Here is a 15,128-nt window from a genome sequence, read left to right on the forward strand (position 1 = left end):
TCGCCATCGTCGGGATGTCGGTGCTGCTGCCCGGCGCCCCCGGCCTCGACGCGTACTGGCGCAACCTGCGGGACGGCGTGGACGCCATCGACGAGGTGCCCGAGGGCCGGTGGGACGCCGGCTACTACCGGCCCGGGACGGCGACCGGCCCGGCGGTCGCGGACCAGGTGTACTGCCGACGGGGCGGGTTCGTGGACACGCTGGCGGAGGTGGAGGTCACCCGGTTCGGCATCATGCCGAACTCGGTGGCCGGCACCGAGCCCGACCAGCTGATCGCGCTGCACGTGGCGGCGGCGGCCCTCGCCGACGCGGGCGGCCCGGACCGGCTGCCCGACCGGCAGCGCGTCGGCGTGGTCCTCGGCCGGGGCGGTTACCTCACCCCCGGCCTGGTCCGGCTCGACCAGCGGGTGCGCACGGCGAGCCAGCTGGTACGCACGCTGGGCGAACTGCTGCCCGACCTGACCGCCGGGCAACTCGACCGGGTGCGGACGGCGTTCACCGAGCGACTGGGGCCCGACAGCCCCGAGTCCGCGATCGGCCTGGTGCCCAACCTGGCCGCCTCCCGGGTGGCCAACCGGCTCGATCTGCGCGGCCCCGCCTACACCGTGGACGCCGCCTGCGCCTCGTCGCTGGTCGCCGTCGACCAGGCGGTGGGCGAACTCGCCACCGGACGCTGCGACCTGATGCTCGCCGGGGGTGTCCACCACTGCCACGACATCACCCTGTGGAGCGTCTTCTCCCAACTGCGCGCCCTCTCCCCCAGCGAGCGCATCCGCCCCTTCCACCGGGACGCCGACGGCATCCTCATCGGCGAGGGCACCGGCGTCGTGGTGCTGAAGCGGCTGACCGACGCCCACCGCGACGGCGACCGGGTCTACGCGGTGATCCGGGGCACCGGGGTGGCGAGCGACGGGCGGGCCGCGGGCCTGGTCAACCCCGACCCCGGCGGCCAGGCCCGGGCCGTGCGTCAGGCGTGGCGGGCCGCCGGGCTCGACCCGGCCGCACCGGGCTCGGTCGGCCTGCTGGAGGCGCACGGCACGGCGACCCCGGCCGGAGACGGCGCCGAACTGGCCACGCTCGCCGCGGTGTTCGGTCCGGCCGAGAGGTCCGGCGGGCAGCGTGCGGTGATCGGCTCGGTGAAGTCGATGATCGGGCACACCATGCCCGCCGCCGGGGTGGCCGGTCTCGTCAAGGCCGCCCTCGCGGTGCACCACGGGACACTGCTGCCGACCCTGCACTGCGACGATCCGCACCCGGCGCTGGCCGGAACCCGGTTCCGTACGCTGGAGAAGGCCGTCCCCTGGGAGACCTCACCCGACCGCCCGGTGCGCCGGGCCGCCGTCAACGCCTTCGGGTTCGGCGGCATCAACGCGCACGTGGTGCTGGAGCAGGCCCCGACACCGGCGGCGACGCCGTACGCGCCCGGCACCGGCCGCCCGTTCACGAAGACCGCCGGCCACCCGGTCGTCCCACTCGCCGACCGCTCGTCGGCCCGGGCCGGGGAGGCCACCGGTCACCCGTCGGCCGAGGTCAGGGCGATCACCGCGATCACCGGCCGCCCGGTCGCGGGGACCCCCGGTCCCCCGGACCCGAGGGCCGGTGGCCGCCCGGTCGCGGGGACCCCCGGTCCCCCGGACCCGAGGGCCGGTGGCCGCCCGGTCGCGGAGACCCCCGATCCCCCAGGCCCGGCGGCCACCCAGGTCGTCGAGGTCGTCGAATCCACCAAGCCCACGGCAGCGCTCCTCACCGAGCCCGAGCCCGAGCGCGTGCTCCTGCTCGCCGCCGACAGTCCCGGGCGTCTCGCCGCTCTCCTGGACGGCGACGACGACGCGGTACGCGGCGCCGGGCTCGACGCCACCCGTCCGCATCCGGACGCGGGTCCGGTCCGGCTGGGCATCGTCGACCCGACCGCGAAGCGGCTGGCCCTGGCCCGCCGGGCGGTCGCCAAGGGCCGGCCCTGGCACGGCCGCGGCGACGTCTGGTTCCGGCCCGGGCCCCTGCTCGGTCCCGGCCGCGGCGCACTCGCCTTCGTCTTCCCGGGCCTGGAGGGCGAGTTCACCCCTCGGGTCGACGACGTGGCCGCGCACTTCGGGCTGCCCGGCCCCGCCCCCGAGGGGGACCGTGTCGACGACGTGGGCCGGCACGGGCTCGGGGTCGTCGCCGTCGGGCGGCTCCTCGACGCCGCGCTGCGCCGCTCGGGTGTCGTGCCGGACGCGGTCGCCGGGCACAGCGTCGGCGAGTGGACGGCGATGACGGCGGCCGGTCTGTACTCGGGAGCCGAGGTCGACGCCTTCATGGCGACGTTCGACCCGGACTCGGTGACCGTCCCGGGCCTCGCCTTCGGTGCCATCGGCGCGCCCGCGGACCGGGTGCTGGCCGCCCTCGAACAGGAGTGGGCCGGGTCCGGCCTGGTGCTCTCCCACGACAACGCGCCCGGTCAGTCGATGGTGTGCGGACCGGACGGCGCGGTCGGGGAGTTCGTCCGGGCGTTCCGCGCGCGGGGGGTGCTCAGCCAGGTGCTGCCGTTCCGGTCCGGTTTCCACACCCCGATGCTGGAGCCCTACCTCGGGCCGATCAGGGAGGCCGCGCACCGCTTCCGGCTGTATCCGGCGACCGTCCCCGTGTGGTCCGGGACGACCGCGGCCCCGTTCCCCGAGGGCGCGGCGGAGGTGCGCGAGCTGTTCGTCCGGCACCTGCTGGAACCCGTACGCTTCAGGCAGTTGACGCAGGCCCTGTACGCGGCGGGGCACCGGGTGTTCGTGCAGGTCGGCCCGGGCCGACTCGGGTCGCTGATCGGCGACACCCTGGGCGGGCGCGACCACCTGGCCATACCCGCCAACTCCCCGCACCGCACGGGTCTCGCCCAGCTCCGCCGGGTGACGACCGCGCTGTGGACGGCCGGGGCCGCGGTGGCCGCCGCCCTGCCGACCGCGACCGGGTCGGCCGCCGGCGCGGTACGGGCCGAGCGGCCGCCGGTGCGGCTCGATCTGGGCGGGGCGCTGGTCTCCCTCGACGGGCGGGCCCTGGCCGGCCTGCGCGCCGAGTTGCGGACGGTTCCCACGGCTCCCGGCTCCGCACGTTCCGCCGGTTCCGGTTCTGGTTCTGGTGCCGGTTCCGGCGTACGGTCCCCCCTGGGCGCGCTCGCCGACCGGTTCCCCGTGGCCGCCGAGCTGGACGCCCTGCTGCGCGACACGGCCGACACGGCGGCCGCGCTGATCACGGCGCGGACCGCGGCCCGGCGCCCGGCGCCCGGCGTGACCACCGCCGCGAAGACCTCCGCACAGGCCCCCGCCACCCCGCCCGGTCCCGCCTCGGCACAGGCTCCCGCCTCCCCGCCCGGCCCCGGCTCGGTGCCCGGCACTGCCTCCCCCTCGGTCTCCCCCGCTCGCGGGGCGGGCTCCGCCGCGCCGCCCACGGTCGTGCGGGTCTCGCCGGAGACCATGCCGTATCTCCTCGACCACTGCTTCTTCCCCCAGCGCGCGGGCTGGCCGGACGTGGCCGACAGGTGGCCGGTCGTCCCGGCGACCACGATCGTGCGGCACATCATGGACGCGGCCGGGCGGGCGGCGCCGGGAACGGTACCGGTCGCGGTGCGCGGGGCCCGGTTCGAGGAGTGGCTGACGGCCACCCCCGCCGTCGACGTGCAGGTCACGACGGAACCCGCGGGGGCCGGCCGCCTCGCCGTGTCCTTCGGCCCCCGGGCCCGGGCCACCGTGGAACTCGCCCCCGGCTACCCGGCCGATCCGCCCGCCCGCTGGCGCCCCGACACCACCACCGAGCGGCCCCCCGCCCACACCGCCGCACAGCTCTACGCCGAGCGCTGGATGTTCCACGGCCCGGCCTTCCAGGGGGTCACCGAACTCACCGCGCTCGGCGACCGGCACATCCGCGGTGTCATCACCACCCCGTCCGCGCCCGGCGCGCTGCTCGACAACGTCGGCCAGATCCTCGGCTACTGGATCATGTCGACGCACACCGAGCGGACCGTGGTGTTCCCCGTCGGCATGCGGGAGATGCGCTTCTACGGCCCCCATCCGCGTCCGGGCACCGAGGTGGGGTGCCTGGTGCGGATCACCTCGCTCACCGACACCGTCCTGGAGGCCGAGGTCCAGTTGTCGGTCGCGGGCGTGGTGTGGGCGGAGCTGCACGGCTGGCAGGACCGGCGCTTCGACAACGACCCGACGACCCGGCCGGTGGAGCGCTTCCCCGACCGTCACACGCTGTCCGAGGCCCGGCCCGGGGGCTGGTCGCTGGTGCACGAACGGTGGCCTGACCTGGCGTCCCGCGAGCTCATCATGCGCAACTCGCTGGGCGGGGAGGAGCGTTCGGAGTACGCGAAGCACGCCCCGCGCGGTCGCCGGCAGTGGCTGCTGGGCCGGATCGCGGTCAAGGACGCCGTACGGCGGTGGCTGTGGGACCACGGCGAGGGTCCGGTGTTCCCGGCGGAACTGCGGGTGCACAACGACGACGTGGGCCGCCCGTACGTCACCGGGGTGCACGGCCGGGACCTGCCCCCGCTGGACGTCTCGCTGGCCCATCGCGCGGAGGCGGGCGTGGCGATCGTCCGGCCGCACACGCCCGGTCCCGGACCCGGTATCGACATCGAGGAGGTCACGGCCCGCGACCCGCAAGCCATGGCGGCCGTGCTCGGCACGGACGAACTGGCCCTGCTGCGCGAGCTGTGCGCCGACGCCGAGGCCGCGCGGGCGTTGTGGTTCACCCGGTTCTGGGCCGCCAAGGAGGCGGTCGCCAAGGCGGAGGGGACCGGATTCGGCGGCCGGCCAAGGGACTTCGCCGTACTGGAGGCGGCACCGGCCGGGGACGAGCTGATCGTCTCGGGCCGCCTGGAGCGCGCCTACGCGGTGCGGTGCCGACCGGCCGAGAACCCGCCCCACCTGCCCGACCGCGCCTATGTCGTGGCCTGGACCACGGGACCGGCCGGACCGACGGGACACCCGCACGAGGAGGAGTACGTCCGATGAACCCGACCACCCCCCACCCGGTCGACGAAGCGACCGTCCTCGCCGACATCACCGGCATGCTCACCCGGCTCCTGGAGGACGAGTACGGCCTCGACGACATCGAGATCGACATGGCGACCACGTTCAACCGCGACCTGGAGCTGGAGAGCATCGACCTGGTGACGCTGGCGGGCCTGCTGGAGGAGCGGTACGGCGGCCGGGTCAACTTCGCCGAGTTCCTGGCCGGCATGGAGTTCGACGAGATCATCGAGCTCACCGTCGGCCGGCTCGTCGACCACGTGGTGACCAGTCTGCGTGCGGCGGGGGCGAGCTGACGCATGGTGATGGTCGACACCGGTGAACTCCGGTTGCACGTACAGCGGATCGGTCCCCGGGACGGCCGCCCGGCCGCCGCCACCGTGGTACTCGTCCACGGACTGCTCACCGACAGCCTGGCCAGTTACTACTTCACGGTGGCGCCCGCGTTCGCCGCGGCGGGCGCCGACGTCGTCATGTACGACCTGCGGGGCCACGGCCGCAGCGAACGCCCGCCCGACGGCTACACCCTGGACCACAACATCGACGACCTGGAGTCCCTGCTCGACCGGCTGGCCGTGACCGGTCCGGTGCACCTGGTCGGCAACTCCTACGGCGGCACGGTCGCGTTCGGATACGCCGCGCGCCACCCGGAGCGGACGGCCAGCGTGTCCCTGATCGAGTCCGAACCGGCGACCGCCGCCTGGGCGGCGAAGCTCGGCGGCATCCTCGACCGGGTGGTGACCGAGCTGGCCCACAACGAGCCCGACGCCATCGCCTGGATCACCGCCAACCGGGGCCACAACACCGCGCGTCTGGCGCGGGGCGCGGCCCGGCTCGCCCGGGACACCACCCTCGGCAGGGACATCCCGGCCAGCCGGGTCCTGACGGAGGACCGGATCCGCTCGGTGCGCTGCCCGGTGCTCGCCATATACGGCGGTGACTCCGACCTCGCCGCACTCGCGCCGTGGCTGGAGTCGTCGCTGCCGGACTGCCGGACCGTGGTGATCCCGGGACACGAGCACTCCGTGCTGGTGGAGGCGGCGGGCACGGTCGGCGACCACATCCTGTCCTTGGTCCAGGAGGCCGCGCGCGCCTGGCGGTTCGGGGCCCGGCGGGCGGAGGCCGATGCGCGGTGAGCGGATTCCTGTTCGTCGTACCGCCGTTGGTCGGGCACATCAACCCGACCGTCGGCGTCGCCTCCCGGCTGGCCGCCCGCGGGCACCGGGTGGCCTGGGCGTGTGCCGACCCCGGGCTGGTGGGCCGCCTGGCCGGGGCACAGGCCCGGGTGTTCCCGTGTGCCGGGCCGGTCCCGGGTGCGGGCGAGGCACGTCGGCCGCCCGGGCTGCGGGGGCCGGAGGCGCTGAGGTTCCTGTGGGAGTGGTACCTGGTGCCGTTGGCCGAGGCGATGGCGCCGGGGGTGCGGGCGGCCGTCGAGGAGTTCCGTCCGGACGTGGTCGTCGCCGACCAGCAGGCCTTCGCGGGCGCGCTGGTCGCCGAACGGCTGGGGCTGCCGTGGGCGACCTCGGCGACCACCTCGGCCGAGTTCGCCGATCCGCTGGCCGGGCTGCCCAGGGTCACGGAGTGGGTGGCGGAGCGGATCGCGTACCTGCGCCGGGCCGTCGGCGATCCGGCGGGCGACACGGATCCGCGGTTCTCGCCCCATTTGGTGCTGGCATTCAGCACACCGGAGCTCGCGGGTACCGACGCCGCCGGGCGCGGTGGGCCGGTCCGCTGGGTCGGGCCGTCGATCGAGTCCCGGCCCGACGCGTCCGGCTTCCCCTGGGAGTGGCTCGACCCCGGCCGGTCCACGGTGCTGGTGACCCTGGGCACGGCGAACGCCGACGCGGGCGCGCGCTTCCTCGCCGCCTGCCGGGAGGCGGCGCGCGACCGGGCCGACCGGGTACAGGCGGTGATCGTCGACCCGGGGGGCGTCCTCGGGACGGACGGCGCCACGGAGAACGGGTACGGGAGGGACGGTGACCTGGGCGACCGGCTCCGCACGGACACGGGCAACGGGCAGCGCACGGACGCCGACCCGGGGAGCGACCTCCGTGGGGACACCGACCCGGGCGACGGCCGCCGCGTCGACGACGCACCGGGGATCGGTGCCGGCGCCCCGGAAAGCCGTCTCCGCGTGACCGGCCACGACAAGGACGTGCTCGTGCTGCCCTCCGTGCCCCAACTCGCCCTCCTGCGGCGGGTGGCCGCGGTGGTCTGCCACGCGGGCCACAACACCGTGTGCGAGGCCCTGTGGCACGGGGTCCCGCTCGTGGTGGCGCCCATCCGCGACGACCAGCCGGTGGTGGCCGGGCAGGTGGTGGACGCCGGGGCGGGCCTGCGGGTCAGGTTCGGGCGGGTCTCCGCCGCCCGGCTGGGCGCCGCGCTCGACTCCGTACTGCACGAACCCGGACACCGCGCCGCCGCCGGACGGATCCGTACGGCGTTCCGTGCCGCCGGCGGGGCGTCCGCCGCGGCGGCCCATCTCGACCGACTCGCCAGGGAGTTCCGATGAGTGAGCAGACCGAGCGGCCCGCCGGGGAGCCGAGCCGCGCCGAGCGGGTCGCCGCGCTGCGCCCCGGCTACCGGGCGGACCTGGCCGAGGGCACGGCGCGCTTCTTCGAGCCGCCGCGCACCACGTGCCCCTGGTGCGCGTCCGACCGGCTCACCACCCGGCTGCGCACCACCGACCTGCTCCAGCACAAGCCGGGCCGCTTCGTCCTCGACCGGTGCGACGCCTGCGGGCACGTGTTCCAGAATCCGCGACTCAGCGAAGCGGGCCTGGAGTTCTACTACCGGGACTTCTACGACGGGCTGGGCGAGAAGAAGCTCGGCGACACCTTCGGCGGCCGTACCGGAATGTACCGGAACCGTGCCGAGTCGATGCTGGCGCACGATCCCACCCCGAAGCGCTGGCTCGACGTCGGCACCGGGCACGGGCACTTCTGCGCGGCGGCGCGTGAGGTGCTGACCGGTACGTCGTTCGACGGGCTGGACTTCACGGCCGGTGTCGAACTCGCCGCACGCGAGGGCCGGGTGGAGCGCGGCTACCGCGGCGGTTTCCCCGCTCTGGCGGGGGAACTCGCCGGCCGCTACGACGTGGTCAGCATGTTCCACTACCTGGAGCACAGCACCGACCCCGACCGGGAACTGACGGCCGCCCGGCAGGCGGTACGGCCCGGCGGGCATCTGCTCATCGAGGTCCCGGACCCGGAGAGCCGGTACGCCCGGCTCCTGGGGCGGTGGTGGCTGCCGTGGCTCCAGCCGCAGCACCTGCACTTCGTGCCGGTGGCCAATCTGCGCCGCCGGCTGACGGACCTGGGGTTCACGGTGGTGGCGGAGCAGCACGCCGAGCCGCACGATCCGGTGGACCTGCTCGCCGCCGTGTGGCTGGCGCTGGACCACGCGGCGCCGCGCGACGACGCGCCCTGGCTGCCGCGGCCGCCGGGCGCCCCGCGCCGGGCGGGGCGCGCGGCCCTGCTGATCGCCGGGATCCCGCTCCTGATCCTGGGCACGCTCCTGGACCGGTTCGTGGTACGGCCGTTGGCGCACCGGCTCGGCGTGTCCAACGCGTACCGTCTGGTGGCCCGCCGGGACTGACGGCGCACGGACCTGTCCGGTGGTCGCCGGGAGCGCCACGCCGAGTCGCCCGGCGCGTGCCGTCAGGTCGCGCCAGACCTTCGGCGCCACCGGAATGCCCTTCTCGGCGCGCCCGACGGCCACCTCGGCGCCGCGCTCGCCGGGGTGGTGCACACCGGCTACTTGTCTCTCTTCGTGGAGCAGGTGGTGTGGGACGTCGCCAGGGGAACGCCAGGCGGGCCGTGAGGCCTTGCGGAGCCCCCGGGAGCGCGAGCTGTTGTTGCGCGAAACGCCCTGCACTCTGGGTGTTTCGGCCCCGGGGGCTCCGGCCGGCGTCAGGCCTCGTCGAGGACGGCGTCGACGACGTGCTCGGCGATCGCCAGGGACGCGGTGGCGGCCGGGGAGGGCGCGTTGCGTACGGCGGTGACGCGGCCGACCCGGTGGACGCGGAAGTCGTCGACGAGGGTGCCGTCCCGGTCCAGGGCCTGGGCGCGGACGCCCGCGCCGCCGCGCACCACGTCCCGTACGCCCACACCGGGGACGTACAGCCTGGCGTCCTTCATGAACGCCGCGGCGGAGAACGAGCCGCGGTACTCCTTGACGCCGGTACGCCAGTGCCGGGCCGCCATCCGCCAGGTACCGGGGTAGGCGGCGAGGCCGAGCAGGTCGCGGGGCGAGATCCGGCCCCGCCCGTAGCCCTCCCGGGCCAGAGCGAGGACGGCGTTGGGACCGACCTCCACCGTGCCGTCGACGCGGGGTGTGAAGTGCACGCCGAGGAACGGATAGCGCGGGTCGGGGACCGGATAGAGGAGCCCCCGCACCAGCTGGGTCCGGTCCGGTCTGAGCAGCATGTACTCGCCCCGGAACGGGACGATCCGCGGGTCCCGCACGTCCTGGGCGAGCCGGGCGACCGCGTCGGAGTGCAGGCCCGCGCAGAGGATCAGCCGGTCCACGCGCAGGCGGTCCTGCCCCGAGGCGACCTCGATGCCGCCCGGCACCTCGGTGATGCCGGTGACCGGGTGGCCGAGTCTCACCTCGCCGCCCGAGCCGATGACGTCCTGGGCGAACGCGCGGGCGATCGCCGGGTAGTCGGTGATCGCGGTGCGCGGGGAGTGCAGGGCCGCGATACCCCCGGCGTGCGGCTCCAGCTCCTTGATCTCGTCCCGGGAGATCCTCCGCAGGTCGGGCACGTGGTTGTTCTTCGCCCTCTCGTAGAGGGCGTCCATGCGGCCGAGTTCGTCCTCGCGGACCGCCATCACCAGTTTGCCGATCTCCCGGTACGGCAGCGCGCGGTCCTGGCAGTACTCGCGCAGAAGGGCCACCCCGCGCACGCACAGGTCGGCCTTGAGGCTGCCCGGCGTGTAGTAGATGCCGGCGTGCACCACGCCGGAGTTGTGGCCGGTCTGGTGGAGCGCGACCTCCGGTTCCTTCTCGAACACCACGACGCGGGTGCCGGGGCGGCGCAGCGCGACCTCACGGGCCGTGGCCAGGCCCACGATGCCGGCGCCTACGACGCCGATCGTCTCGTCAGCCATCGGCGTCCTCCTCTCTCACAACATGCTCGGACGACGCGCTCAAGCGCCGAAGTGCATGGCCACAGTCTTGACTCTGGTGCAGAAGCGCAAGACCTCCTCCCCCTGCTCCTTGTAGGCCGTACCCGAGTCGTGGAACCCGCCGAAGGGCAGGTGCACGTCCCGGCCGGTGGTCGTCGGGCGTAGTCGCAGACCATGCTGATCGCGGTGGGCAGCAGGCCGCCGAGGCCGACGCCGGCCAGGGTCCGGCCGAGGCCGAAGACCGTGAGGCTGTCCGCCAGCGCGCACACGCCGGAGGCCAGCGAGAAGAGGACCACGCACGAGACCATCAGCTTCTTGCGGCCGATCCGGTCGGCGACGGTGCCCGCGGTGAGGGCGCCGACCAGCATGCCGAAGGTGGCGTAGCTGCCGAGGTCACACGGGGGCTTCCACCGGGGCACGGCAAGGCTCTTGCCGGGGCGGGACAAGGCTCTCGCCGGGGTACGGCAAGGGGGGTGAGCGCGCGCGGTGACGCGCGGCCCACCCCCCGGCGGGACCCGTGACGGGCGGCGGCTACGCGACCGGCGGCGTGCCGTGCGTGTGGAAGGACTCGATGGTCTTCAGGCCCCAGGCCTGCCCCTTGGCGCGCTCGGCCTCGGTCCAGGTGATCAGCGGCCAGTCGGGGGCCAGCACCAGCCGCGTGAGCGGGTTGCACAGCTCGATCCGGTTGCCGCCCGGCTCATAGACGTAGAGGAAGAACGTCTGCTGGATGGCGTGCTTGTGCGGGCCGGTCTCGATGAACACACCGCTGTCGATGGCGAGATCGGCGGCCCGCAGGATGTCCTCGCGGGTGTCGGTCGCGAAGGCGATGTGGTGCAGGCGCCCGGCCGAGCCCGTCCAGTCGGAGGTGTAGACGACGTCGTACGACTTGTCGGTGAAGGTCAGCCAGCGTGCCGCGATCCTCCCGGTGTCGAGCCTGATCTGCTCGGTGGGCCGGGCGCCCAGCACGTTCTGCTGGAACTCGGCGTTGGCGAGCACGTCGGCGGCGAGGAAGTTGATGTGGTCCAGTCGCCGCACGCCCACGCCCCGGTTGGGCTTGGCCTGCGGCTGGTTCTTCAGCGCCGGCCTCAGCTCCTCGGGAGCCCGGTAGTACTCGCTCTCCCAGTACAGGGCGTGTTCGTGGCCGTCCGGGTCGGTCGTGACGTACAGCTTGCCGAGCCCCGGCTCGTCCTCCGCCCAGTTACCGCCACCGCCCGCCGCCTCGTTCGCCGCGACCCGGCGCCGGAGGGCCTCCTCGCTGGAGGTGCGCAGGGCGAGCCTCCCCAGACCCGGCCGCGCGCGGGCGGTGAGCACCAGGCTGTGGTGCTCGTAGTCGTCGAAGGTCCGCAGGTAGACGCTGTCACCCCGCCGCCCGTTGACGGTGAGCCCCAGGTAGTCGGTGAAAAAGGCGACGCTGGCGTCCAGGTCCGGGGTGAACAGCTGGGCGTGACCGATGTGGGCGATGTCGCCGAGCGGCGGAGTCATCGCTGACCTCCTCGGGACGGTGCGGGTGTCGGTGCCGTCTCGGCGGCCCTCGGGAAGACGATGCCGTCGAAGATCTTGCGGGCCGTACGGACCACAGCCGTACGGCGGACCGTGGGCAGGCCGTCGGGTCCGGTGCCGAGGCTGCTCTCGATGTCCAGGAACCCGGTGGGGTGTTCGATGCGGACACGCTCGCCCCGGTCGGGAAGCCGGGCGAGTCGCGCGCCGACGCCCCCCTTGATGCGCAGCCCGGCGGCCACGCCTGCCGCGCCGAGCACGCCGATCGAGGTGTGGCAGCGGACCGGGATGAAGGTCCGGGTGGTGACCGCGCCGCCGTCGCGGGGCGCGGCGAGCAGGGTCACCTTGGGCACGGTGGAGTCCGAGACATCATCCAGACCCATCAACCTGCCTGCCGCCAGGCGCAGTTCGCGCAGCCGGCCGGCGAGGACGAGATCCCCCTCCAGGTCCTCGGGCTGCTCGTATCCGGTGACCTCGAGGTCACCCGCGGCGACGAGCACGGTCGGCATGCCGCTGTCCACGCAGGTCACCGGCACGCCGTCGATCACGTCCAGGACGTTCCCGGTGGGCAGCAACGGGTGGGCGCCCGGCGGGAACTCGATCGTCACGGGGGCCGCCGTGCCGGGCACGCCCGAGATCGCGGCGTCGCCCGTGTAGTCGACCCGGCCGCCCGGCGTCGGGAAGGTCGCCGTGGCGAGGTCGCCGGTGTTGACCATCCTGATGCGTACGGAGGTGCGCTCCTCCCCCGCCGGTACCAGCCCGCGTTCCACGGCGAACGGCCCGACGCCCGCGAGGATGTTCCCGCAGTTCTGACGCTCGCTCACCTCCGGTCGTTCGACGGCGACTTGAAGGAAGAGGTAGTCGACGTCGGCGCACGGGTCGTCGGACCGTGAGACCACGCCGACCTTGCTGGTGAGCGGGTGCGCCCCGCCCAGGCCGTCGATCTGACGCGCGTCCGGGCTGCCCATGACGCGCAACAGCAGCTCGTCCCGGGCGGGCGGCTCGGCGGGCAGGTCCTCGGCCAGGAAGTAGGCGCCCTTGGAGGTGCCGCCCCGCATCAGCAGGCAGGGCACCTCCTCGAAGCCGCCCACGCGCCCGCTCCCCGAGCCGCCCTCGGTCCCGCCCTCCAGGGCTCCCCCGGGCCGACTCCCCGGGCCACCCTCGGTCCCGCTCCCCGGGGCTCCCTCGGGCCCGTCCACGCGCCCGCTCTCCGGCCCGCGGGTCACGATCCCGCCCCCTCGCCCGTGTACTCCTCGTAGGTCCGGTACTCCACGCCGAGGCGCTTCAACGTGTCGCGCAGACCGTAGCGGTCCAGGCCGAGTTGGCCGTCGACGAAGGCGGCGCGGGTGGCGGCCTCCTTGGCATCGCGGGCCTCGGCCGCCTCGACCGTGGCGCGGGCGCGCTCGCGGGGGACGACCACCACGCCGTCGTCGTCGGCGAGGACCACGTCACCGGCGCGGACCACCCGGCCGTCGATGACGACCGGCACGTTGACCGAACCGCCGGTGGCCTTCACGGTGCCCTGCGCGCTGACGGCCCGGGCCCAGGCCGCGAAGCCCATGTCGCGCAGCTCCTGGGTGTCCCGGATACCCGCGTCGGTGACCACGCCCCGCACCCCGCGCCGCTGGAGCGCGGTGGCGAACAGCTCGCCGAACATGCCGTCGGTGGAGGGCGAGGTGGTGGTGACGACCAGGATGTCGCCCGCCCCGCACTGCTCGACGGCTGCGTGGATCATGAGGTTGTCGCCGGGCCAGCTGAGCACGGTCACAGCGGTGCCGGCGACGCGTACGCCCTGCTGGACGGGGCGGATCCGCGGGCCGAGCAGACCGGTGCGCCCCATCGCCTCGCTGACGGTGGCCACGCCGAAGCGGGCCAGCGCGTCGACGTCCTCGGCGGCCGCCTTCGGCGGATCGGTGACGATCACGCCGCTCATGCCAGCTCCTTCGCGATCTCCGGGAACGGACGCATGTACGCCTCGGCCATGGTCCGGTGCGCCAGGCCCAGGTTGGGGCCGGCGTTGCGCTTGAGCTGGACACCGCGGCGGACGGCGAGGTCGGTGTAGTAGTCCCACAGGTGCTGTTGGGCGCCGAGGCACTCCATGGCCTCGCGCTTGGTGTCCCACACCTCGGTGATGTCGAGCAGCACCTCGGGCCGGAAGCCGCTCATCTCCGGCTGGTGCGGCTCGAAGAAGAAGACCGGCGGGGCGCCGATGATCTCGCCCGGACCCGGGTAGCCGATCGCCTGGGCGAGGACACGGGCCTCCAGGGCCATGCGGTTGGCGGCCGGATGGTCGCCGTTGTACGGGTCCTGGGCGGGGTGGGTGAGGACGACGTCCGGCTGGGTGTCGCGGTAGACGCCGACCAGCTTGTCGGTCAGCTGGGCGGTGGCGACCAGCGGATAGTCGCCCGCGTCGAAGAAGCGGACCCCGGCACCGAGGGCGGCGGCGGCACGCTCGGCCTCCTCCCGGCGTATCGCCTTGATCTCCTCCAGCTTCCGGCCCTCGCGCCACGCCTTGGCGGACTCCCCGCGCTCGCCGAAGGTCAGGCACGCGATGGTGACCCTCTCGCCCCGGGACGCGGCCAGGGCGATGGCTCCGCCCGCGCGCCAGACGAAGTCCCCGGCGTGCGCGGTGATGACGAGTGTCGAGCGTGGAACGGCGGGCGCGTTTCCATGCGTCATTGCAGAAATCTCCTTGATGGACAGGTGGGCGCCCGCCCCGCGTGTGCCGGTCGGCCGCGCGTCAGTCGCGCAACGCCTCGATCACGCTGGTGAGGTGGGCGCGGACGGCCGCCTCGGCCGCCTGCGGGTCCCTGGCCCGGATCGCCTCGATCATGGTCAGGTGCTCGTTCAGGGACAGCTGCGGACGTCCGGGACGAAGCGCCAACTGGAACCGATGACGCACCAGTTGGGCATTGAGCCGTTCCAGCAGTTGCTGGGCGGTGCGCTGGTCGGAGAACTCCCGGATCCGGACGTGCAGTTCGTGGTTGAGGTCGGAGTAGGTCACCGGTTCGCCGTCGGCCACCGCCTTGGTCATGGCCGTGCCGAGGTCGGTCAGTTCACTCAGCTGCTCGTCACTGGCCGCGACGGCCGCCTTCGCCGCGCACAGCCCTTCGAGGACCATGCGGCACTCGGTGATGGCGACCGCTTCGTCCACGGTCACCACCCGCACCCGCGAACCGCGGTTGCGGATCCGCTCGACCAGCCCCTGGGACTCCAGGTCGATGAGTGCCGCCCGGATGCTGGCCCGTGTCACACCGAACTGCTCGGCGAGCTCGTTCTCCACCAACCGCTGCGCCGGCGCCATGTCGCCGTGCAGGATCGCTTGCCGCAGCCGCGTCAACGCGTGCTGTTTGGCCTGCTCCCCGGTGCTCGGACGGGCTTCTGTCGGCATGTGCCCTCCCTGAGTGAGTGCCTGTCGAACCTAAATCTAGCCAAACAAGATTGTCAACAATTTTGTCTGCCGTATTGCTCGAACATGCGCGTCGGCGCTACGGTCCCGGGG

The 15,128-nt window shown here is 74.2% G+C and carries 11 protein-coding genes and 1 pseudogene; 5 read left to right on the forward strand and 7 right to left on the reverse strand.

Annotated features, from left to right (window positions below; genetic code table 11):
* Positions 1-14: 14 nt before the first annotated feature.
* From ACWCQK_RS01025 to ACWCQK_RS01045, 5 genes are read left to right on the forward strand one after another with little or no spacing between them, the layout of a single operon-like run.
* Positions 15-4,982 (forward strand): beta-ketoacyl synthase N-terminal-like domain-containing protein, encoded by a 4,968-nt coding sequence (locus ACWCQK_RS01025; protein ID WP_451151758.1) that lies wholly within the window; start codon positions 15-17, stop codon positions 4,980-4,982.
* Positions 4,979-5,296, forward strand: a complete 318-nt coding sequence (locus ACWCQK_RS01030; protein WP_451150459.1) for an acyl carrier protein — start codon at positions 4,979-4,981, stop codon at positions 5,294-5,296. The genes ACWCQK_RS01025 and ACWCQK_RS01030 overlap by 4 nt, the downstream gene beginning before the upstream one ends.
* A 3-nt stretch (positions 5,297-5,299) precedes the next feature.
* Positions 5,300-6,136 (forward strand): alpha/beta fold hydrolase, encoded by an 837-nt coding sequence (locus ACWCQK_RS01035; RefSeq protein WP_451150461.1) that lies wholly within the window; start codon positions 5,300-5,302, stop codon positions 6,134-6,136.
* Positions 6,133-7,512, forward strand: a complete 1,380-nt coding sequence (locus ACWCQK_RS01040; RefSeq protein WP_451150463.1) for a glycosyltransferase — start codon at positions 6,133-6,135, stop codon at positions 7,510-7,512. The genes ACWCQK_RS01035 and ACWCQK_RS01040 overlap by 4 nt, the downstream gene beginning before the upstream one ends.
* Entirely contained in the window at positions 7,509-8,597 is a 1,089-nt protein-coding gene (locus tag ACWCQK_RS01045; RefSeq protein WP_451150465.1) for a class I SAM-dependent methyltransferase, read from the forward strand. Before ACWCQK_RS01040 ends, ACWCQK_RS01045 begins: the two co-directional genes overlap by 4 nt.
* 314 nt (positions 8,598-8,911) lie before the next feature.
* Here ACWCQK_RS01045 and lhgO read toward each other — a convergent pair whose 3' ends face one another.
* The 7 genes and pseudogenes from lhgO to ACWCQK_RS01080 all read right to left on the reverse strand — a co-directional run bounded on the left by lhgO (position 8,912) and on the right by ACWCQK_RS01080 (position 15,017).
* Positions 8,912-10,111, reverse strand: coding sequence for an L-2-hydroxyglutarate oxidase (lhgO, locus tag ACWCQK_RS01050; RefSeq protein WP_451150467.1), 1,200 nt, complete (start codon positions 10,109-10,111; stop codon positions 8,912-8,914).
* 170 nt (positions 10,112-10,281) lie between these two features.
* Positions 10,282-10,524 (reverse strand): annotated as a pseudogene (locus ACWCQK_RS01055) (MFS transporter); the annotation flags it as partial.
* A gap of 136 nt (positions 10,525-10,660) precedes the next feature.
* Positions 10,661-11,611 (reverse strand): VOC family protein, encoded by a 951-nt coding sequence (locus ACWCQK_RS01060; RefSeq protein WP_451150469.1) that lies wholly within the window; start codon positions 11,609-11,611, stop codon positions 10,661-10,663.
* Entirely contained in the window at positions 11,608-12,684 is a 1,077-nt protein-coding gene (locus ACWCQK_RS01065; protein ID WP_451151760.1) for a 4-oxalomesaconate tautomerase, read from the reverse strand. The genes ACWCQK_RS01060 and ACWCQK_RS01065 overlap by 4 nt, the downstream gene beginning before the upstream one ends.
* Positions 12,685-12,848: 164 nt before the next feature.
* Entirely contained in the window at positions 12,849-13,559 is a 711-nt protein-coding gene (locus tag ACWCQK_RS01070) for a 4-carboxy-4-hydroxy-2-oxoadipate aldolase/oxaloacetate decarboxylase (RefSeq protein ID WP_451150471.1), read from the reverse strand.
* Positions 13,556-14,305, reverse strand: coding sequence for a PIG-L deacetylase family protein (locus ACWCQK_RS01075; RefSeq protein WP_451150473.1), 750 nt, complete (start codon positions 14,303-14,305; stop codon positions 13,556-13,558). The genes ACWCQK_RS01070 and ACWCQK_RS01075 overlap by 4 nt, the downstream gene beginning before the upstream one ends.
* Before the next feature lie 61 nt (positions 14,306-14,366).
* Positions 14,367-15,017 carry a GntR family transcriptional regulator gene (locus ACWCQK_RS01080; RefSeq protein WP_451150475.1) on the reverse strand — a complete coding sequence of 217 codons (651 nt, stop codon included), beginning with the start codon at positions 15,015-15,017 and terminating at the stop codon, positions 14,367-14,369.
* Positions 15,018-15,128 lie beyond the last annotated feature (111 nt).

This window comes from Streptomyces sp. NPDC002306 (genome assembly GCF_053593435.1).

Coding starts and splice junctions, on each gene's coding strand:
- ACWCQK_RS01025 (WP_451151758.1), top strand. CDS start 15: ATGTCGGTGCTGCTGCCCGGCGCCCCCGGCCTCGACGCGTACTGGCGC.
- ACWCQK_RS01030 (WP_451150459.1), top strand. CDS start 4,979: ATGAACCCGACCACCCCCCACCCGGTCGACGAAGCGACCGTCCTCGCC.
- ACWCQK_RS01035 (WP_451150461.1), top strand. CDS start 5,300: ATGGTGATGGTCGACACCGGTGAACTCCGGTTGCACGTACAGCGGATC.
- ACWCQK_RS01045 (WP_451150465.1), top strand. CDS start 7,509: ATGAGTGAGCAGACCGAGCGGCCCGCCGGGGAGCCGAGCCGCGCCGAG.
- lhgO (WP_451150467.1), bottom strand. CDS start 10,111: ATGGCTGACGAGACGATCGGCGTCGTAGGCGCCGGCATCGTGGGCCTG.
- ACWCQK_RS01060 (WP_451150469.1), bottom strand. CDS start 11,611: ATGACTCCGCCGCTCGGCGACATCGCCCACATCGGTCACGCCCAGCTG.
- ACWCQK_RS01065 (WP_451151760.1), bottom strand. CDS start 12,684: ATGCGGGGCGGCACCTCCAAGGGCGCCTACTTCCTGGCCGAGGACCTG.
- ACWCQK_RS01070 (WP_451150471.1), bottom strand. CDS start 13,559: ATGAGCGGCGTGATCGTCACCGATCCGCCGAAGGCGGCCGCCGAGGAC.
- ACWCQK_RS01075 (WP_451150473.1), bottom strand. CDS start 14,305: ATGACGCATGGAAACGCGCCCGCCGTTCCACGCTCGACACTCGTCATC.
- ACWCQK_RS01080 (WP_451150475.1), bottom strand. CDS start 15,017: ATGCCGACAGAAGCCCGTCCGAGCACCGGGGAGCAGGCCAAACAGCAC.